18 protein-coding genes are annotated in these 21,091 nt (G+C 53.2%); 1 reads left to right on the top strand and 17 read right to left on the bottom strand.

Annotated elements, in window-relative coordinates:
• Window positions 1–38 precede the first annotated feature (38 nt).
• The 16 genes from GJA_RS04460 to rfbB form a co-directional block, all read right to left on the bottom strand.
• Window positions 39–761 carry an acyltransferase gene (locus GJA_RS04460; protein WP_206778341.1) on the bottom strand — a complete coding sequence of 241 codons (723 nt, stop codon included), beginning with the start codon at window positions 759–761 and terminating at the stop codon, window positions 39–41.
• 19 nt (window positions 762–780) lie between these two features.
• Window positions 781–2,004: a hypothetical protein gene (locus GJA_RS04455; RefSeq protein WP_144241421.1), complete on the bottom strand. Its 1,224-nt coding sequence runs from the start codon at window positions 2,002–2,004 to the stop codon at window positions 781–783.
• Between the two features lie 17 nt (window positions 2,005–2,021).
• Entirely contained in the window at window positions 2,022–2,543 is a 522-nt protein-coding gene (locus tag GJA_RS04450; protein ID WP_038489181.1) for an acyltransferase, read from the bottom strand.
• The gene (locus tag GJA_RS04445; protein WP_038489179.1) at window positions 2,540–3,799 is read right to left on the bottom strand and encodes an oligosaccharide flippase family protein; all 1,260 of its coding nucleotides are present in this window, start codon (window positions 3,797–3,799) and stop codon (window positions 2,540–2,542) included. The genes GJA_RS04450 and GJA_RS04445 overlap by 4 nt, the downstream gene beginning before the upstream one ends.
• Before the next feature lie 33 nt (window positions 3,800–3,832).
• Window positions 3,833–5,185: a hypothetical protein gene (locus GJA_RS04440; protein WP_038489177.1), complete on the bottom strand. Its 1,353-nt coding sequence runs from the start codon at window positions 5,183–5,185 to the stop codon at window positions 3,833–3,835.
• Window positions 5,186–5,474: 289 nt separating this feature from the next.
• Window positions 5,475–6,533, bottom strand: a complete 1,059-nt coding sequence (gene pseI, locus GJA_RS04435; protein WP_038489175.1) for a pseudaminic acid synthase — start codon at window positions 6,531–6,533, stop codon at window positions 5,475–5,477.
• Between the two features lie 2 nt (window positions 6,534–6,535).
• A complete protein-coding gene (gene pseG / locus GJA_RS04430) occupies window positions 6,536–8,074 on the bottom strand; it encodes a UDP-2,4-diacetamido-2,4,6-trideoxy-beta-L-altropyranose hydrolase (protein WP_038489173.1) in 1,539 nt (512 codons plus the stop codon).
• Complete coding sequence (locus GJA_RS04425; RefSeq protein ID WP_038489170.1) at window positions 8,071–9,360, bottom strand: aminotransferase class III-fold pyridoxal phosphate-dependent enzyme; 1,290 nt, start codon at window positions 9,358–9,360, stop codon at window positions 8,071–8,073. The genes pseG and GJA_RS04425 overlap by 4 nt, the downstream gene beginning before the upstream one ends.
• Before the next feature lies 1 nt (window position 9,361).
• The gene (locus GJA_RS04420; protein ID WP_038489168.1) at window positions 9,362–10,144 is read right to left on the bottom strand and encodes a cytidylyltransferase domain-containing protein; all 783 of its coding nucleotides are present in this window, start codon (window positions 10,142–10,144) and stop codon (window positions 9,362–9,364) included.
• Complete coding sequence (locus GJA_RS04415) at window positions 10,141–11,043, bottom strand: aldo/keto reductase (RefSeq protein WP_038489166.1); 903 nt, start codon at window positions 11,041–11,043, stop codon at window positions 10,141–10,143. Before GJA_RS04415 ends, GJA_RS04420 begins: the two co-directional genes overlap by 4 nt.
• Entirely contained in the window at window positions 11,040–12,203 is a 1,164-nt protein-coding gene (gene pseC, locus GJA_RS04410) for a UDP-4-amino-4,6-dideoxy-N-acetyl-beta-L-altrosamine transaminase (protein WP_197539778.1), read from the bottom strand. Before pseC ends, GJA_RS04415 begins: the two co-directional genes overlap by 4 nt.
• A 3-nt stretch (window positions 12,204–12,206) precedes the next feature.
• A complete protein-coding gene (gene pseB / locus GJA_RS04405; protein ID WP_038489164.1) occupies window positions 12,207–13,217 on the bottom strand; it encodes a UDP-N-acetylglucosamine 4,6-dehydratase (inverting) in 1,011 nt (336 codons plus the stop codon).
• Window positions 13,218–13,572: 355 nt separating this feature from the next.
• The gene (rfbD, locus tag GJA_RS04400; RefSeq protein WP_038489162.1) at window positions 13,573–14,445 is read right to left on the bottom strand and encodes a dTDP-4-dehydrorhamnose reductase; all 873 of its coding nucleotides are present in this window, start codon (window positions 14,443–14,445) and stop codon (window positions 13,573–13,575) included.
• Window positions 14,442–14,987 (bottom strand): dTDP-4-dehydrorhamnose 3,5-epimerase, encoded by a 546-nt coding sequence (rfbC, locus tag GJA_RS04395; protein ID WP_038489161.1) that lies wholly within the window; start codon window positions 14,985–14,987, stop codon window positions 14,442–14,444. Before rfbC ends, rfbD begins: the two co-directional genes overlap by 4 nt.
• A 5-nt stretch (window positions 14,988–14,992) precedes the next feature.
• Window positions 14,993–15,880 carry a glucose-1-phosphate thymidylyltransferase RfbA gene (gene rfbA / locus GJA_RS04390; protein ID WP_038489159.1) on the bottom strand — a complete coding sequence of 296 codons (888 nt, stop codon included), beginning with the start codon at window positions 15,878–15,880 and terminating at the stop codon, window positions 14,993–14,995.
• Entirely contained in the window at window positions 15,880–16,959 is a 1,080-nt protein-coding gene (gene rfbB / locus GJA_RS04385; protein ID WP_038489157.1) for a dTDP-glucose 4,6-dehydratase, read from the bottom strand. The genes rfbA and rfbB overlap by 1 nt, the downstream gene beginning before the upstream one ends.
• Before the next feature lie 966 nt (window positions 16,960–17,925).
• Between rfbB and GJA_RS04380 the strand changes: the two genes are divergently transcribed.
• Window positions 17,926–19,164 (top strand): GumC domain-containing protein, encoded by a 1,239-nt coding sequence (locus tag GJA_RS04380; protein ID WP_051780274.1) that lies wholly within the window; start codon window positions 17,926–17,928, stop codon window positions 19,162–19,164.
• 166 nt (window positions 19,165–19,330) lie between these two features.
• Here the strand turns inward: GJA_RS04380 and GJA_RS04375 are convergent, their stop codons facing one another.
• Window positions 19,331–20,863, bottom strand: a complete 1,533-nt coding sequence (locus GJA_RS04375) for a DEAD/DEAH box helicase (protein ID WP_038489155.1) — start codon at window positions 20,861–20,863, stop codon at window positions 19,331–19,333.
• Window positions 20,864–21,091 lie beyond the last annotated feature (228 nt).

Raw genomic sequence — 21,091 nt, 5'->3', positions numbered from 1 at the left:
AACACAGCCAGCTGCCAAGGCAGGCCTGCCCGGCATGGTCAGGCAGCAGGCTTGTCCAGGCGTGACCGGATCACTTTGGCCGGTACGCCGGCAACGATCGAATAGGCTGGAATTTCACCACGCACCACCGCACCCGCCGCGATCACACAACCATCGCCGACCCGGGCGCCATCCAGAAAAGTCACTTTGGCGCCAACCCAGCAATCATCGCCGACCACAATCCCCTGCCGCGTCACGCCCTGTAATCGGATCGGAATATCGGTACTGTCGAATACATGGTTTTCCGGATGGAAACTAGTCCATTGCCCCATGATTACATTGGCGCCGATATCCACGCCTCCCGCGCCGCCGATGAATGAAAATCCGCCGATGCCCGACTGATCGCCGATCCGTATGCCTTTGCCCATGTTGGTGATGATGCCGGACGCCTCGATGACTGTATACGGGCCGATATTCACGCCATTGCCAATCACCACACCCTGGCGCGACAAGCCATCGATCAGCACGCCCTTGCCCAGCGTTACACCGCTGCCAAGCTTGATCAGGCCGCGATTACGCAGCTCTACCCCGGCATTAACAAACACCCACTTTTTAGGGCTGAAGGCAATTCCGCGCAGTATGCAGCGCAACAGGCACACGGCCCGGCGAAAGGCAACGCCGAACAGGGTGCCCAGAGGGATATCCGGATCAAGGCTGTACGCCTTTCCTTTGATCATGGTGGCGCAGGCCGAAATCATATGCCGTGCTAGTCTTGAAAACAAGTCCATTTCTCCTTTTTAATTATTTAATATCGGTTCCAGCAACATGCCTCATGGAAATTCGCTCAGGAAAATTTCTTTTCACCAACACATATGTAATGAACATGAGGAAAATCGGATTTCCCAGACTGATCAGTGAGGAATTCATAAATCCCGCCAAGAATATAAAAAACAGAATAGGGAAATTCTCCTTAGAAAAATTTCTGTGCTGACAAAAAATAAAAACAAAGTAAAATGCGATGAATAGAAATGGTGAACGGTAAAACAACAACAAATAATTATTATGTGGATTCGACTCAAATGCGCCCGAGTCGCTGCCATCCAGCTGGAAAGTCGGCACCGAAAATTCCGCCACCGAAAAATGGCCAAAAATGTAATCAACCCAGGTGAAGTTCTGCATCACGTGACTCAGCTGCTGCTCCCATATCATCGACCTTGCATGCGTCAGGCTGTATGCCAGCATACGCATATCGACGTCACTGCCAAATATGCTCATGTTCCCGTCCATTCCCACGGCCAGCAGCACAGCGACAAACAGCGCTGAAATTGAAACCAGTATCAGCGAAGAAAGATAACGCCGGTTTTTATAGAACGGATACAAGGCGAATACCGCAAACACGGCAACCAGCGGCGTCAGGCGAAACGACGCCAGCACCCCGAATAAAGACGCCGCCAAATAGAATTTACGATGACTGCCGCTGTACATGAAAAGATTAATCAGTAATACCAGCGAACTATAACTGTCGATCGTGGCGGGGCTCCCCTCGACGCCATATAAAATTCCATAATGTAAGAACCCCAAATTCACGCGAAATTCTTCAGTGTCCACATATTCAAATAGCGTGTTCGGCACCAATCCGCTCCATAGCAGGGTGGCAACAAGCAGATACAGCAGATAGGTGCGGTTAATGAACAGGATGAAGTCCTGGCGGTCCACCTCAAATACCGAAAAGAACCAGATGAACAGCATCACCTTCAAGTACAACGCAACTGTATAGCTATTGTTGTCATGCAGCTGCATGCAGCAGAAGATGCCAAAAACAAGCGCAAAGAATATGAATAAGCGGCGCTGCCATTCAGCTTGCAAGGTTTTTATGCCATTCTGTAAAATCAGCAAAAAAATGCACATCAGGCCAAACATCGTGGAAACATATTCGCTTATTGCTGATTCATTACTTCTAAAGAAAATGGAGAAAAAAAACGCCAAATAAACCGCATACAAGACTGCAATCGGTTTCACTTTCATATTTCTCACAATCATTCTTAATTAAATTTCCCCTCGGCTTTGAGGCGATTGTAATGCTCGACATCACGGCTCTTGAATGGTTTGGCGGGGTGTCCGCCAGCAATGGCAAATGCCGGAATACTCTTCACCACCACGCTACCTGCCTGAATAATCGCTCCTTCGCCGATAGAGACGCCACCCAGCACAATCACGCGATCGCCCAGCCAGACATTGTCGCCGATCGCGATATCCTTGAAAAGGTAACTGTCATCATAAGGAATCGCCTGACCATGGTCATAATTATGCTCTTGCGTAATCATCAGGCAATTTCGTCCACTATGGAAATTAGCGCCAATCACCACCGTCCCGCCACCCAGTATTTCCATGCCATTAAAATTGACATTCTCGCCTAGCGTAGTGGTTTTACTGACCCAGCTCTTGCTGTTAACCGTCAAACGCGGATGACAACTTTGGCATTGCATCCTGACTATTCTTGTATAAATTTTTCGATCCAGCGATTGCTTGAATAACCAGATCGATCTCAGTATTTTCTTAATCATATGACTTTCTGTTTCCCCAAACGCCATGGCATCGGATAGACGCGGTGCGCCAGTACCCAGGTCAGTGCGAATAAAATCAGCCAGCTTGCCACCATCGAATATGCGGATCCGGCAATTCCGAAAACTGGAATAAGCAAATAATTTAATAACATGACTATTGCGGCGGAAATCAGGGTCATTATCGATAGCAAGTAAGTTTTCTTGACATAAAAAATATAATTGGTTGCCATGAAATAAAATCCTTGCAGCAAAAAGGCCGCCGAAATCAGCATCGCCACACCTTGTCCCGCGTGGTAATTGGCCGAAATAAAGAAATGATAAACCAGTGGCAGGGCAGCGACAAAAACCAGCGATCCCGCACACATCAGGGCAATAATTTTATAGGTTTGCACAACCAGTTTCTTCTTTTGCTCGAAAGACGGAGAACTATTCAGCTGTGCATATAAATTGGGCACCCAGGCCTGATTAATTGAAGACATCACGATCATCACGGCACTGGCAATCTGATAGGCCACGTTATAAATACCCACGGCATCGGCCGAAGCCAGGTTGACCAAGAACAAACGGTCAGCCATTGCCAGCATAATTCCCGCCAATGAGTGCGGCACGAGCGGCAAGCCGAATTTCATTGCTTCGTTAAAATAATATTTATCAAAGCTGATATTCAAGAGTCCTTCACGAAACAACATGAACAACGAGATCACGTTAAATACGACGAACGAGGCCAGCATCCCCCACATCCGGCCTTCCCAGCCATTTTTCAGGCAAATCACGAAATACAGGGAGAACAGTATATTCAACAAAGTGAGGCCAATTTTAAAGACGCCATACGCAATCAATTGCTGCCGGGCCTGAAACATTGTCGGCATCAGGGTTGGCAGCGCCTGCAGCAAGACAAAGACGGTGCTGGCCGTAACCCAGAACTCCGGAATATTGAACAACCCGGCAACCTGCTGTCGAAAAATAAACAATAATGGCAGAACGACGATAAAACCCAGCACTGGAAGCCAGAGTATCGTTGTGATGAATTTGGAGAATTGCTCCTTTGTCAGTCTCGTATACTCAATGGTCACCAGGCCCTGGAAACTGACCAGGACAATAGGAAGGAGCAAAGCTTGCAGCATCGTGACCAAAGAAAGAATACCGAATTCCTTAGGCAACAGATAGGCTGTCAACACCGGCAACAATAAAAATGGCACCGCCGCATTCGCGATATTGAATGCAGAGTAGGCAAATATTTGACTGGAAAGTCTCATGCAATAACTTGGTGAAGCTCTCTGAATGGTGTGTTATGTAACTTCAAATACGTTTTTAGCGTAGGTATGCCATGTGCTGGAAACAGGTCTTTTTTCCGCCAGCGCGGTCAATGCCGCGCCCATCAGCTCCGCCGAACGCCCCTCGCTACCGGTCCCCACGCTGTGCGAAAAATACTTCGATGCGGTATAAAAGTCGGTACGTTGCATGGCGCCGTCAAGTGCATTGACCAGGTCGACCGGATTGTCGGCATAAAACACCACGCCTCGGCGGATAAAGCCGTAGTGATCCAGTATTTTCCCTTTAAACGGCATACAGATCGGCGTGGCCTTGAGCAGTGCCGCTTCCAGCAATATATTCGAATCGGCGGCGACGACGATGGCGGACTTGATGATCAAATCGGTCGAGCGTTCGATTTCGGGAGCGCTGTAGCTGACGCCGATCTGCATCGATTTTTGACGCCATTCCTCGAAACGCCGCGTGTCGCCGGGGTGCGGCCGGACACAGACCGTGTAAGCGCTACCGACTTTTCCCAGGATATATTGCGCCGCGGCCATCACCGGGTCGACTTCATCCAAATCGTTTGGGCAAATTGCAATGCAATTGCGCAGCAGCGCCGGATGACTCAATTGACGCAATGTCTGGTCCAGTTTGGATATGCCTGCCAAAAATATCACGCAGTCGCCAAGCCCCTTTTTCTGGTACTTTTCAAGCGCATCGACACCATCGAGAAATGCATAGTCAAACATCAGTTTAGGAAACTTGTCACTGACCGAAGCATGCTGCACATAAGCGACGGGCACCTGTAGTTCGCGGCAGGCAAGCGCGAAGGCTCGGCTCAGCATCGAATGGTCGTTCGAGACCACGACCAAGGCTGGACGGTTCCTCGCCAGCACGAAGCGTAAATAGACAATATATCCGCAAGAAAACATATATTGGTCTAATGCAAAACTGAACGATTTTTTCCGATGTCCCGACGCCGTCAGATATTGAAAAAATATCCACGGCGCATACATCAGACCCAGCAGGTTCGGGATCAAAAAATTGATCTTGTTCGGTTCAGCAATTTGCCCCGATATGGTGATGCCGTTCGTCACGCAGCGGCCGAGATCTTCCAGGGCTCTTTTTTCATTGATCGATGAATAAAAAAACACGACTTTGTTTTTCAGTTCAGCGTTGACAAGCCTGGCCGGGGCGCCACGCGGCCGTCGCAAATCCTTTAACAACCAGAAGAAATACGAGGCCAGCCTGATCGACATGCCTTTTTTCTGCAGCACGGCGGCTGGCAGATTCAGCGTATTCATCTCCTCTGTCGCAAATGAATACACGGCATCATAGATATCCGGCGGCGCAAGTTTTTTGAAAAATCCGGAAAGTATACTCATCATTAAATTTCATTCAGCAGGCTGGAAACAGGAGCACCTCGCGCTTGCCTGTTTCACCAAGGAAGCAGAGCCTTTATTTTTTTATGTTCAGCCTGGAATCACATCAGCAATGATGCATGCGCCGGGCGATTGCAAGTTTCAATCGGCAAGGCGAAGCTGAGGCCGAAACAGCGTCGATTACCGGACCGCATGGATATCACAACAATCAAAGGCGCCCGGACTGCGGCGCCTTGATCGACTGCGGCCAGTCCGACATCCACCTTCGATGGCGCCGACTCACAATGCGTCATGCTTATCCCAGAATCAAATTCCAGCTCAGCGCGGTTCCCGCCTTGACGTCTTGCTTGACAGTCTGTCCCAGCACCAGTTCGTAGTGTTTCGGCGGCAAACCCAAACCTGGGCGGATGGCGCGCAAATTTTGCGGGTTCAGCACATCGCCCGCCTTCATGTCCTGGGCGATGTACAGCGAGCGGCGGAACACCAGCGATTTCTGTTCTTTCTCGGTCGCGCCATAACTAATTTTCCCTAGCGCCTGCCAGGCCCGTTCGCTTTCGATCACCAGCGAGCGCATTTCGTCCGGCTCCATCGAAAACGACGAGTCGACGCCGCCATCGGCGCGGCTCAGGGTGAAATGTTTTTCGATGACGCTGGCGCCCAGCGCCACGCTGGCAACCGATACGCCGACACCCATCGTATGATCTGACAGGCCCACTTCGCAGTCAAACAAACCGCGCAAATGCGGAATCGTCAGGATGTTGGTGTTTTCCGGCGTGGCCGGATAAGTGCTGGTGCACTTGAGCAAAATCAAATCCTTGCAACCAGCTTCACGCGCGGCGCGCACAGTCTCGTCAAGCTCGGCGATACTGGCCATGCCAGTCGAAATGATCATCGGTTTGCCAGTCCTGGCAACCCGGCGTATCAGCGGCAAGTCGGTGTTTTCAAACGAAGCGATCTTGTAGCAGTCCATGTCCAGGGTTTCCAGGAAATCGACCGCGCTATCGTCGAATGGCGTGCTGAACGGGATCATGCCGAGTTCCCGGGCGCGCTCGAAAATCGGCTTGTGCCATTCCCATGGCGTATAAGCTTCGCCGTACAGCTTGTACAACGAAGTGCCCGACCACAAGCTGTTCGGATCGCTGATATGGAATTCACGTTCATCCAGATCCAGCGTCATGGTGTCTGGCGTATAGGTCTGGATTTTCAGCGCATGCGCGCCGGTCTTGGCCGCCGCCTCAACGATTTCCAGCGCACGCTCCAGCGATTGATTGTGGTTGCCCGACATTTCGGCAATCACAAAAGGAGCATGGTTTTTGCCGATCAGGCGATTGCCAATCTTAATCGAATCAGTCATGTTTAATTCACCTTCTTAAAATAGCGTGTGGAGTCCCTGACATACGAGCCAGTCAGGAACAAACGGTGCGAGGGCTGGTTATCTCCCAGTACCTCGGCCCGTATGATGGTTATATCGGAACGGTTCTTGCTCAGCCACTGTTCGGCGCTGGCCAGCAGTTCCGCTCCAAGGCCGCGCCCGCTTGCTCCAGGCACCAGATAAATCGACACTTCCGCGCTGTCTTCGTGCAGATCGAACCGCACCACGCCGACTGCCTGGCCATCCGCATGCTGGCCTATCAATAAAATCCTTTGCTCATCCCGCAGCACCGCATCAAACCACGCTTGATGCTGATCGGCCATGATGGGTGCACTATTGCGCGATACGGCGCGTATCGACGGGTGGTTACGCCACGCCATCAAATCGGCGGAGTCGGCGACTTGCGCCTGGCGCAGTACGATGCCATGGCTGCCCATCGCGCGCGCCACCCGGGCCGCGCCACGGCCATCGACGACATCGTGGCTCTGCTGCGACAGGAAGCCGCGCAAGCCCTGGTTATCCAGCAAAGCCAGATAATGCTGCCGCAAACCCTGTTCCATGCTATGCCGCTGGTCGATTTGCGGCGCATAGATCAAGCCCGCCAGCGCGGCATCGTCGACCAATTGCCGCTGGTTGTCTGCGATACACAAGGTCAGTGCCGGCAATCCCAGGCAGCAGCGCTCCCAGGTCGCCGTACCGCCGGCGCCAATCGCCAGATCGGCGCCGGCCATCAGTTCGGCCATGCGCGGCGTTTGCACGTGGCAGGAATAGCCGTACCGCTCGCAGGCCGCCTCGATTGCCGCGCGGGCCGGATGTCCGGCGCCAATGACGACGTCGACTTGCACCTGCGGCCTGTCGGCGCCTGCCAGCGCGGCGATCGTGGCGCCGGTGTAATTATCGGCATCGACGCCGCCAAAGAAGACCAGTACCCGCTCCACGGCGCCACTGCGCGGCTTGAGCCCGGCGCGCCGCGAGGCGAACTCGTCACGCAGCAAGGCATAGGCGGGGCCCAGTAACTTCTTGCAGGATGGCGGCAGCAGATTGTCATAGCGCTGTTGCATATCGCGATAATAATTTTGGTCTAGCAAGACATTGCAGTCATGCCGGCGATCGGCAAGGTCGTCGATGACCATGATGCTCCGGGTAAAAGGCTGGACCTGGCGTTCCCACTGCTGATCCAGCGCGTAATGATCGACGATGATCCAGTCCTGCAATGGGAGATCGGCGAGCGCCCGACGTACTTCGGCGATTTCCTGATCAAGAGACACTCCCAGCCAAGGCAGGTGCACCGGCAAATAAGCGCCGTGCACCGCGCTGGCCAGCGGCAACGGGGCGGCAAGCTTGACCACTTCAAAGTTTCTGGCTTCAAGCCATGCGATATAATTTCCCGGCAAGTCGCGGCAAACGAACGTCACGGTTGCGCCGCGCGACCTGAGCGCATCGGCCAAGGTTGCGCAACGCATCACATGCCCGCTTCCCATTTGCACGGAAGCGTCTACGCGAATGACAATCGAATTGTTCATCGCACCTTAAACAGGGGCACCAGCGGCTGGCAACGCAGCAATTTTTCCAGTGTGCCGTCCTTGACGGCGTTCACCAGCATCGGCACCACCTCTTCATAAGCGGCAAACAATTGCTCCAGATCGCTATCGGTATGGCTGTAATTCAAGTTATGCGTGCCAAAAGTCAAAATTCCACGTGCCAACATTTCCTGCATGAACAGGGTTTTGATTTGCCATTGGCTATACGGCGCGGCATCCTTGATCAGCAGGAAGCTCCAGCTCGGATGGCCGGCGACGCTCAGTATAGCCTGTGCCTGGTTGCGTTCGATGATGGCATTCAGGCGCTCGATGATTTTCGTGCCTTGCTGATGCAGCGTCGCCACCACCGGTTCGCGTTGCAGCTTTTCCATGGTTGCCAGGGCGGCGGCAAGCGACAGTGTTTCTCCGCCGAAAGTGAAGGAAAAGAAAATTTCTTCCATCAACTTCATCACGTCGGCCCGGCCGGCGACAGCCGACACCGGGTAGCCATTGGCCAGACCTTTGCCGAAGGTGGCCAGATCCGGCGTGACGCCAAAATATTCCTGCGCACCGCCATTGGCATAGCGGAAACCGGTGATGGTTTCGTCAAAAATCAGCAAGGCGCCATGTTTGTGCGCCAGCGCCTTGACGCCTTCCAGGAAACCTTCGACAGGCGCAACCACGTTCATCGGTTCGAGGATGACCGCAGAGATTTGTTCCGGAAACTCGGCAAACAGCTTTTCGAGCGAGGCCAGGTCGTTGTAGGCGAAGGTATGGGTCAACTCGCGGGTAGCGGCAGGCACGCCGCGGTTGCGTGCGGTCGAACCGATGTACCAGTCTTGCCAGCCATGGTAGCCGCACACCGCGACGTGCTCGCGATCGGTATAGGCGCGCGCCAGGCGTATCGCGCCGGAGGTGGCGTCGGAACCGTTCTTGCCGAAGCGTACCATTTCAGCGCAGGGCACGATTTCGCAAATTTTTTCGGCTACTTGCATTTCGAGCTGGTGCGGCAGGCTGAAAATCACGCCCTCGTCCAATTGCGCCTTCACCGCATCGGTCACGTCCGGGTCGTTGTAACCCAGGGTGATCGATGCCAGGCTGCTGATGAAATCGACGTATTCATTGCCATCCACATCCCATACATGGCTGCCCTTGCCACGCTGAATGAAATAAGGCGAGACGCCCAAAGGGTACTGGGTTTTACTTTTGCTGAAAGTTTGCGAGCCCAGCGGAATCGTTTTCAGGGCGCGTTCCAATAACTCTTCAGAGCGTTGATAGCGTGTAGACATATTAGTTCTCTTTGGTGTGGGGGATGGTAGTCGGTGCCGCATCCGCGTCGAGCGATTTTTGATATCCCTCGTTGCGTTCATGCATGGTATTCCAATCGGCTAATTCCGGGCGCCGCTCCAGCAGTGATAACACATCCTGCATGGAAAAACGGCTATTGTCCGGGTATAAAGCTTCATAAATCATCGTCACCAGTTCAAAATCCTTAGGCTCGTCCACCGTCCAGCGCAGGTGCGACAAATCCGTCGCGCCTCGGTACAGACCGATTTTGTAACGCTGCGGCTGCTGGTTGATGAATGGCGTGACGTGTTCGCGCTGGGATGGCAGCCGTGCTTCCTGCCAGGCCTGCTCCAGGCAGGAAGCACGGAAAATCTCGACGTCCAGTCCATCCGGGTAGGTGGCTTCGAGCGAATTGCTGGCATAGTCGTAATCGCCGTCCAGGTAAAACTCGATGACCTGGTCGATCAGCGCGGCATCGGTCAGCGGACAGTCGGCGGTCAGGCGCACGATATGCTCGGGCGCCGCCGTTTGCGCGGCCTGATGGAAGCGTTCCAGCACATCATTCAAGTCGCCCCTGAAGCAGGCGACCCCATGCGCGCGGCACAGCTCTTCAATCGCGTCATCCGAGCTTTCATTACTGGTTGCGACCAGCAATTGATCGATACGGCTGACGCCACGCAAGCGCTCTATCTGGCGTATCAGCATGGGCACACCCAGCAGCGGCTTGAGCACTTTCCCGGGCAGCCGCGAAGACGAGACGCGGGCCTGCAATATTGCCAATATCATTTTTTCCCTTTTGCACTATGCCATAAGGCAGGGTTGACGATGGTTTCATCGTCGATCGCGAAAGCGGCATAATCGGCACTGTCGCCATCGCTGGCGCCCGCTATGGCCGCGGCGCAGATTTCTTGCAACTGCTGACTGGAATTCACGCCGCAAATCAGGCGGTCGATCTGGGTCAGGCCGGCGACGAAGCCCAGCGCCGCCTGTAGCGGTGTCAGGCCCTGCGTCGCGATAAAACGATGATAGGCGTACAACCGTTCGCGCACGCCGTTAAAATAGTCTGGAATTTCTTGCGGCGGCATCAGCAGCAAGCCTTGCAGGAAAACCGAGCGGGCATGTATTTCCACGCCGGCCAGTTTCAGTTTGCGCAAATGGCCGCTCTGCAACAGGCGCTGGTCCAGCACATTGATCGGCAACTGGATCAAGTCGATAGGGAAACGCGCCAGTACCTGGTCAATTTGCTCCCCGGTATAGACCGACACACCGATCTTGCCGACCAGGCCGCGCGCTTTCAACAGTACCAGCCGTTCCATCAAGACTTCCCCGCCAGGCAGGAACAGATCATCGACCCGGTGGATCAGCACGCCGTACACCGCAGCACGCCGCAACTTCGAGAGCGAGGCAAGTACACTGTCTTCCAGCTGCTGTGCAGCGGAGGCATCCAGCACAGGACCGGCGAACTGCGGCGTCTTGGTGACGATATCGAAGCGCGCATCCGGCGCCATGGCACGCCCCAGCACCGCTTCACTGTCGCCATACAACGCGGCGGTATCGATCACGCCCACTTGCAGCGCATCGGCCGCGGCCAGAATCGCCGCAACTTCCGCTTCGCTTACCTTGCCGGCAGTATTCGCAATGCCATAGTCAAGCCCGAACTGTACCGCGCCCAAGCCTATTTTCATTGCAACACATCCCGCAGCACTTCGATCACGCGGTCTTGCTGCTGCTCGGTCAAGGTGGCGTACATCGGCAGGCTGATCGCCTCTCCATAATAACTTTCCGCTTCCGGAAAATCGCCGTGCCTGAAACCCATGGCCTGATAGTAAGGCTGGGTATGGACCGGAATGTAATGCAGATTCACGCCGATCGATTGCGCGCGCAGCGCATCGAAGATGGCGCGATGGGAGCGCGTCAAACGGTCCAGCTTCAGGCGAATCACATACAGGTGCAAACCCGAATAACCATCTTCATGCTGCCATGGCGTAAGCAGCGGCAGATCGGCCAGCAAGGCATCGTAGCGGCGTGCGATGACATGGCGCTGCGCGACGAATTGGTCGAGACGGCTCATCTGGCTCAAGCCCAGCGCCGCCTGCATGTCCGTCATGCGGTAATTGTAGCCCAGCGTGACTTGCTGGTAATACCAGGCGCCATCCGGCTCATGCGTCATCTGCTGTGGATCGCGGGTGATGCCATGGCTGCGCGCTTGCTCCATGCCCAACGCAAGCTGCGGGTCATTGGTGGTCGCCAGGCCGCCTTCGGCGCTGGTGATGATCTTTACCGGATGGAAGCTGAAAACCGTGATGTCGCTGAACTGGCAATTGCCGATCGGCTGACCGCGATACTTGCCGCCAATCGCATGCGAAGCATCTTCGATAATCTTGAAGCCATATTCCTGACCCAGTGCATGAATCGCCGCCATATCGCATGGCTGCCCGGTCAGGTGCACCGGAATCACTACCTTCGGCAAGCGCCCAGCCTGCCGCGCCTGATCCAGCTTATGTTTCAAGGCATCGGCGCTCAAGTTGTATGTGCGGGCGTCGATATCGACAAAATCGATTTCGGCGCCGCAATACAGCGCGCAATTAGCGCTTGCCACAAAGGTATTCGGCGTGGTCCAGACCAGATCCCCCGGCCCGACACCCAACGCCATGCAAGCGATATGCAAGGCACTGGTCGCACTGTTGGCCGCGACCGCGTGACGGACGCCGCAATACTCGGCCAAAGCCCGTTCAAAAGCCGGCACGGCCGGCCCCTGGGTCAGAAAATCCGAACGCAGGACAGCCGCCACCGCCTCGATGTCGGCATCGGAAATGTCTTGCCGTCCGTAAGGAATCAATGTCATGTTTTACACGCTGTGGCTAGGATCGACGTGAGCCTGGATCAACTCGCGCAATTGTTCTTCGGTCAGGAAATCGGTATTGCTGCCGCTGTCATAGCAAAAACCGGCTGGCACAGGCTTGGCGCCCAGCTTGTCGCAATAATCCTGCATCGAATACTTGGCGCCCATCGGCAAGATGGCGTAATACTTGCCCATGTCGACGGTATTGAAACTATCGCTGGAGGTAATCATTTCTTCATGAATTTTTTCGCCCGGACGCACGCCAACCACCGGATATTCGCACTCGGGACCAATGGCCCTGGCAACATCGGTGATGCGGTACGACGGGATCTTCGGCACCAGCACTTCGCCGCCCCAGGCATTTTCCAGCGACCACAACACCATGTCGACGCCTTCTTGCAGGCTGATGTTGAAGCGCGTCATCGCGGTATCCGTAATCGGCAATACGCCAGTGGCGCGACGCTCGAGGAAGAATGGAATCACCGAACCGCGGCTACCCATCACATTACCGTAACGAACCACGCTGAAACGCAGGTCGCGATGGCCAATGATATTGTTGGCGGCGACAAACAATTTATCGGAGCACAGTTTGGTGGCGCCGTACAAATTGATCGGTGCGGCAGCCTTGTCGGTCGACAAAGCAACCACGCGCTGCACCTTGCTGTCCAGGCAAGCCTCAATCAGATTTTGCGCACCCAGCACGTTCGTCTTGATGCATTCAAACGGATTATATTCCGCCGCCGGCACTTGTTTCAGCGCCGCCGCATGAATCACGATATCGATGCCTTCCAAAGCACGGCGCAGGCGGGCTTCATCGCGGATATCACCGATAAAATAACGAATCCCGGCATATTTCTCATCCGAAAATTCATGCGCCATTTCAAATTGTTTCAATTCGTCGCGGGAAAACACCACCAAGCGCTTGATCGTTGGATAACGTTCCAACACGGTTTTAACGAATGCTTTGCCGAACGAACCTGTTCCGCCGGTAATGAGTATGGACTTATCTGATAACATTTTTATCTTAGAAATTAAATTAAAATGATGGGATTACATCTAATGCTGTTTATAGAGCAAGCTCGTCCTGATATTACAAAAAAATATCACCCCATGGCGGCGTTAAGCACCTGATCAATTGCTCAAAGCAAGATGCGCACAGAGAAAAATCCGAATGGCATGGTCGCTTGATGGCACAGCATCAGGCTGCAAGGTAGTACACGCTTAAATATTGACAATGACTTAAGGTATCAAAAAACAATAAAGTTAATATTTAACAAAGCAATGGAGTTGGTATTTTTGCAAAAATAACCCTGCATTTTAACATTATAGTGTTGTCCGAAAAGCGGATTTCTCTCCAAAAAACGACATTACGTCATGCCGCCATACATAATTGCAAGGCATCTTCCCATGCTGGCAAACCGCAAAAAGCTTGCATCAAACGTTCACTCGACAACACCGAGGAAGCCGGCCGCCTGGCTGGCAGGGGATACTCCGCCGTCGTAATCTCGCTTACGCGCGGCGGCGTGACCAAAGGTGCATTGTTCAGAATTTCCTGAGTAAATCCAGCCCAGCTGGTGCGACCTTGGGCAGTCAGGTGATATATTCCACCATGCTGACGCCACCACGCAGCCGGATCGGCATCGGCCTGCATCCGCGCCAGAATGTGTGCCGTCGTGTCGGCGATGGTGCGGCACCAGGTCGGCGCGCCATACTGATCTCCAACGATGCGCAATTCAGGGCGCTCCTGCGCCAGGCGCAGTACCGTCAGCAGGAAGTTCTTGCCGCGCATGCCATAGACCCAACTGGTGCGCAAAATCAGGTGATCGATACCGCAGGCCTGGATCGCCTGCTCGCCGGCCAGTTTGCTGCGGCCATACACATTCACCGGGCAAGTTGGATCATCCTCGACATAGGGTCCGCTCTTGCTGCCATCGAAGACATAATCGGTGGAATAATGAATCATCGCCGCGCCCAGCTTGCGGGCCTCCTCGGCCATCACTTCCGGTGCCCGGGCATTGATCAGCAAAGCCAGCTCCGGCTCGCGTTCAGCCTGATCGACCGCGGTGTAGGCGGCTGGATTGACAATCAGTCCAGGCTTGACTGTGCGGATCACGTCACGCACTTGATCCAGGTTGGCCAGATCCATGCCCGAGCGCCCCGGCGCCACGACTTCCCCCAACCCTTGCAGGCTGCGCGCCAATTCATAACCGACCTGGCCACTACTTCCAGTTAATAGAATCTTCACGGAAATACCTCTGCATCGGCCAGCAGGCTTCCCGCCTGGTCCTTACCTGAAAGCAATGGCAAGCCGTCCAGCGGCCAATCGATACCCAGTGCGGGATCATTCCACAAAATGGAGCGCTCAAATTCCGGTGCCCAGTAATCCGTGGTTTTATAGAGGAATTCGGCCGACTCGCTGGTTACCACAAAACCATGGGCAAATCCGGGAGGCACCCATAACTGGCGCTTATTTTCGGCCGACAGCACCACGCCAACCCAGTGTCCGAACGTTGCTGAACTCTTTCGCAAGTCCACCGCGACATCAAACACTGCGCCCGCCACTACCCGGACCAGCTTGCCCTGGGCTTGCTGAATCTGGTAATGCAAGCCACGCAAGACGTTTTTGGCGGACTTGGAATGGTTATCTTGCACGAACTCAGTGGAAACTCCGGTCAGCTCCTGAAAACGGCGCTGGTTGAAGCTTTCATAAAAAAAACCGCGATCATCCCCGAAAACCTTGGGTTCAATCAACAATACGTCGGGAATAGCAGTGGCTACGATGTGCATAATGATCAGAATATTTTTTCGTTCAACAGACGTAGCAGATATTGCCCGTATCCATTTTTTTTCAGCGCCTGCGCCAGCACGTTCAATTGCTCCGCATCAATATAGCCTTTTCGGTACGCAATTTCCTCTGGACAAGCGACCTTCAAGCCCTGGCGCTTTTCTATCGTGGCGATGAATTGTCCCGCTTCCAGTAAGGAGTCATGGGTACCGGTATCGAGCCAGGCCATGCCGCGCCCCATACGCTCGACGTTCAGTTGCCCCCGCTCCAGGTAAATACGGTTGACGTCGGTAATCTCCAGCTCTCCACGCGCGGATGGCTTGATGCCGGCAGCGATATCGCCGATCTGGTTATCATAAAAATATAAGCCCGTCACCGCATACGAAGATTTGGGCGTGACCGGTTTTTCCTCAATACTGACGGCGCGGCGCTGGGCATCGAACTCCACCACGCCATAACGTTCAGGATCCTGCACGTGATAGGCAAATACAGTCGCGCCATCGGAACGGTTGGATGCTGCAGTTAATTGCGACTCAAAATCATGGCCGTAATAAATGTTATCGCCCAAGATGAGCGCCGATGGGGCGTCGCCGATAAAATCCCGGCCAATAATAAAGGCTTGCGCTAAACCATCAGGGGACTCCTGGACAGCATAACTAAGTTGCACTCCCCATTGACTGCCATCGCCTAACAATTCACGGAAGCGGGGGGTGTCTTGCGGAGTGGAGATAATCAGAATTTCCCGTATACCAGCCAACATCAGCGTGGTCAGCGGATAATAAATCATCGGCTTGTCATATACGGGTAACAATTGCTTGGAAACCGCCATGGTTACCGGATACAGGCGTGTGCCGGAGCCGCCAGCCAGAATAATCCCTTTACGCCGCATCCCCATCAAATCACCTCCGGCGCGCTGCGCTGCGCATAATTCTGCTCGACCCAATTCAAGTAAGCGCCAGACTGGACGTTGGCGACCCAGTCGGAGTGATCCAGATACCACTGCACGGTCCTGGCGATACCGCTCTCAAAAGTTTGCTCGGGCTTCCATCCCAGCTGGCGCTCGATCTTGCCGGCATCGATAGCATAACGGCGGTCATGACCAGGACGGTCGGCAACATACGTGATTTGTGTGCGGTAAGACGTGCCATCGGACTTCGGATCGAGACGATCCAGCATGTCGCATAGCGTATGCACCACCTCCAGATTGGTCTTTTCATTCCAACCGCCAATATTATAAGTTTCGCCAGAAACGCCTGCCGCCAGCACGCGGCGGATTGCGGCACAATGATCGTTGACATACAGCCAGTCACGGACTTGCTGCCCATCGCCATAGATAGGCAGCGGCTTGCCCGCACGGGCATTGGCGATCACGAGCGGAATCAGTTTTTCCGGAAAATGGAAGGCGCCGTAGTTATTGGAACAATTGGTGGTCAGCGTAGGCAAACCATAGGTATGGTGATAGGCCCTTACCAAATGATCGGAAGCGGCCTTGGTCGCAGAATACGGGCTGTTCGGCGCATATGGCGTGGTTTCTGAAAATGGCGCATCGTCCGGTCCCAGCGTTCCATACACTTCATCGGTAGATACGTGCAGAAAGCGAAAACCGGCCCGTTCGTCTTCCGGCAAGGCCAGCCAGTGGCCACGCACCGCTTCCAGCAAATTGAACGTGCCATTAACGTTGGTGGAAACGAAGGCCGACGGACCAAGAATCGAGCGGTCAACATGGCTTTCCGCAGCAAAATGAAGCACCGCACGCGGCCGGTATTCGGCCAGCAAGCTAGCGAGCAAAGCGCTATCGCAGATATCGCCCCTGACAAAAACATGCCTCGGATCTTGCTCCAACGACTGCAGATTTTGCAGATTGCCGGCATACGTCAGCTTGTCGAGATTAATCACCGGCTCGTCGCACTGCGCCAACCAGTCAATCACAAAATTCGAACCGATAAACCCGGCGCCACCGCTCACTAAAATCATTTTAACGCCTCACGCACCATAATACTGTAGTTATTTATTTTAAGCGGAAAGTTACTTTACTGCTATAACGAACACTCAACACAGGCAAGAAAAATTCAACCCGACACATCACCATCACATCCACAATTTCGAAAAATTATACAAAATGCATTTTTAGCACCATCAAAACTGCTCATCTATATGCCTGAGCAACTTCCAACGAGGCTTGGCACACTCATCAATTCCCCGCCCGCGCTACGCTTACAATTTCTTACAGGTATCAATGGCAGCGAAGATCAAGCATAGACATTTTACTTGCGCCAAAAAGAATTTCTTACAATTAGACAAAATTGTTACAGACCACTCCAACCCAGCCCCAAGCAAGCGGGACACAGGTCAACTCGCGCATCGCCCCCATGCAACCTACAGTGCATGAAGAAATTAAATGCCAACAAAACAACAAATAATACACCAAGGAAACTTTTTAAATCCAGCAAACGCCTTACAAACTGTCACAATTATGTAAATATTCAAGCACTTTTCTGACTATAATATAGTCGAGAAATTTCATATTGCATGTAAAAATTTAATTATATCATTTTTTTAATTGCATATTTTCATTGAATAAATAAACATTAAATCAAAAAATTACATGAAAATTTTATTTTTAATAGTATTTTTTTGAAATAACATTTCATTTCGAATCGAGTAATGCAGCATGGTTGCTGCGCATCAACAGTCAACAAATTATCAATTCCCTTCCGCACATATTTATTGCACCTCTATCAGACAACTTGCATTCAAATGGTGGCATGGCGGGTGCGCAGCCGTATAACTATAAAAGAAAGACTAATACCACATCACTCCGCATCAAATGTGACAGCCTCACCCGCTCCTTCCGAGCCTGCCATCGCCCCAGAATTCATGCATAGCTGTCTGACTAAAATTATTAGAAACGTTCACCGTTCACAATTAAAAAGTAGAAACATGGAAAATCATCAAAGATCAAATCAAAAGAAATCAGATTTTGAAGAAGATATCATTTCGATCGCTGATTTATTACCAATCTTATGGCATTCACGCCGCATGGTACTGACGTCCACCATCATTGCTGGCGTCGTGGGAGCAAGTGCGGCCTTACTTCTTTCGCAATACAAAAGTGAAGGTTTTTTACAGTTTGGCGGTCCGATTCCTATAAAAAATGAAACAGATCAAAAAAAACCGGAGCCTGAACGAAGCAATGGGATTTCACTATCCGACTATAAACGTTATGCTGCCGCATTCAATTCCAGTGGCCGACTTTCGGAATTCGTGCAACAAAAGAAGCTTGAAAGTATGGTCGGCATTAATGGTTTGCGCTCGGTATTCTCCTCAAGGGAAGGCGGGGGAAGGCTGATTGAACCCATTTATCCGTTCACCAAACTTGACGCCAAAGAGTTACTCGAAGATCCGAAAGATGGCAACAATAATGTGATTGGCTTGCGCATCAGCTATGCGGCAGGAAAACCAGAAGATGCCCAGCAAATGGTACGTCTGCTGGGGCAGTACACCATGGATACTATTCTTTATGTGACCTATTCGGATGCGCTGCGCTTCAAGCATAGCGAAATGACGGCAAAAATAACCAAACTCGATAATGACATCATCGAAAGCAAAGAAAAATTGCTGTTATATCAGCGCCAAGGGCAGAGCTTGAAAAATATCGTCTCGCGTTACCCGGATTCGTCCAGCCAAGCGGCACGTCAAGTCATCAGTGTCACCGAAGAAAATGCGCGTTATTTGTCGCCAAGCGTACAGTTGATGACGAGCGAAGTGCAAACTGCCGAAACCAACGAAGATATCTACAAGAGCAAACGCGAACAGAAACAATATTTATTACTTCGTGAATACTATGACCAAGTAAAAACATTATTAGATGGCACTAAGTCAGGTGAAACCATTTTACGTGGCATGGAAGGCATCAAAGCAGAAGTCTTTAAAAATAAAGACATGAGCGATGAAGTCATCAAGGAAGTTTACAACACCATTACCATTGATAACCAAAACGCACAAAATCTGTATTTGGAAAAAAGTCGCTTCATCGCCGGCCCCAGTCTTCCGGAACATCGCTCAGGACGCCCGGTGCTGACATTGATGCTAAGTCTGTTATTTGGTTTACTGTCTTCTTCTTTCTTTGCGATCTTACGCAGCTGGTGGAAAGGCAACAACGTCAAAACAAGCAATTAGGAATAGATTTCAATATAAAAAGGAAATAAAGCTGACGCCTTCTTTCCTTTTTTTGTATCTGGACAATAGAGTCACCATTGATTGACGCTCATTGCGCTATCTTTTGGTGGGTTCCATGCACCTCGAACTGCCGGACCTCATAGCTGGAATAACAACTCGAAACCCTTTACGACTTCAATAAACCACCCAGCAATGCCGCCACCTTCTGTTTCGGCTTGGCCGGCGGCAAATTATTAACAGCCACCGGCGCCACCGTCTTGGCTGGCTCGTACGGCTTCAGGAACCATGGATCGACCTTGTCGCGGCGCGGGCCGGCGGCGAATGGGCGGCTGCCGCGCTCCGGCGCACGGCTGCCGGCTGGCCGTACCTCGGCATCGGCGCCTGAGCGTGGCGGGCGGGACTCGCCTTCAGTACGGCGCGGACGGCGCTCGGCCGCGTCGCGGACGCCCGACGATGGCACGAAACCAAGCAGTTCGCCGCGCTTGATGGTTTGCTTGATCAATTTTTCGATATCGGTCAGCAAGCGCTCATCCTTGTCCGAAAAGATCGAAATCGCATCGCCCGACGCGCCGGCGCGGCCGGTACGGCCAATGCGGTGCACATAATCCTCGGCGTTGTACGGCAAGTCGAAGTTGATCACGCAAGGCAAATCGGAAATATCGAGGCCGCGCGCCGCGACGTCGGTCGCCACCAGCACGTCGATCTCGCCATTTTTAAACGCTTCCAGCGCCGCCATGCGTTCTTGCTGGGTCTTGTCGCCATGGATCGCGGTGGCGCGCATGCCTTCCTGCTCCAGCACGCGGGTCAGGCGCGAGGCGCCGATCTTGGTATTGGAAAACACGATGACTTGCTTCAAGTCGCGCTGGCGCAACAAATGCGCAACCACGGCGACTTTCTGGTCTTCCGCGACCTTGTAGACTACCTGGGTCACCTTGTCGGCGGTCTGGTTGCTGCGCGCTACTTCGATCAATTGCGGGTTATTCAGGAAGGTGCTGGCCAGTTTTTTGATTTCCGGCGAGAAGGTCGCCGAAAACATCAGGTTTTGCCGTTGTTTCGGCAACATGTTGATGATGCGCTGCAAGTCCGGCAAGAAACCCATGTCCAGCATGCGGTCGGCTTCATCCATCACCAGCATTTGCACCTGGCCCAGGCTGATATTCTTTTGCTCGACGTGGTCAAGCAGACGGCCCGGGGTCGCGATGACGATTTCGACGCCGTTGCGCAGGATCACGGTTTGCGGCTTCATGTCCATGCCGCCGAATACCACGGTCGAGCGCAGCGGCGTGTGCTGGGCGTACGCCTTGACGTTTTCCGCCACCTGCACCGCCAGTTCGCGGGTCGGGGTCAGGATCAGCGCGCGCACCGGGTGGCGCGCCGGCGACATGCTGCTGCTGGCGTGGGCCAGCAGCAACTGGATGATGGGCAAGGAAAAACCGGCGGTCTTGCCGGTGCCGGTTTGCGCGGCGCCCATCACGTCGCGGCCTTGCAACACGATCGGGATCGCTTGCGCCTGGATCGGCGTCGGATGGGTATAGCCCTGATCGGTCAGTGCGCGGAGTATTTCCGGCGCCAGGCCGAAATCGGCAAACATGACTTCAGCGGCGGCTGGCGCATCGGCGACAGCGGTGACGGCAGCGGCTTCAGGAGTGGCGCCGGACGCGGTGGCGGCAGGTAAAGGGGTGAACTCAGTTTCAGACATAGATTTTTTGGTGTGCTCCCGTACTGCAGGAAGCCGTACTTTCTTCAATAAACAACATTTTTCCGGGCGCAGACCGCGTTTTGTACTTCGTTGAGCAGCCGGCCACGCTATCGCTTGCCGCACCTGTTTGCTCCAGGGCAGTCCGTTTGACGAGTGCGGGAGCGGTGGCTGTGCGGGGTGACACGGAAGCGGCCAATTCGCCATCGGATTCAAACGTGAATTCAACGG

This window comes from Janthinobacterium agaricidamnosum NBRC 102515 = DSM 9628 (assembly GCF_000723165.1).
Taxonomy (GTDB): Bacteria; Pseudomonadota; Gammaproteobacteria; order Burkholderiales; family Burkholderiaceae_D; genus Janthinobacterium; species Janthinobacterium agaricidamnosum.
This window is presented reverse-complemented; position numbering and strand designations above follow the sequence as displayed.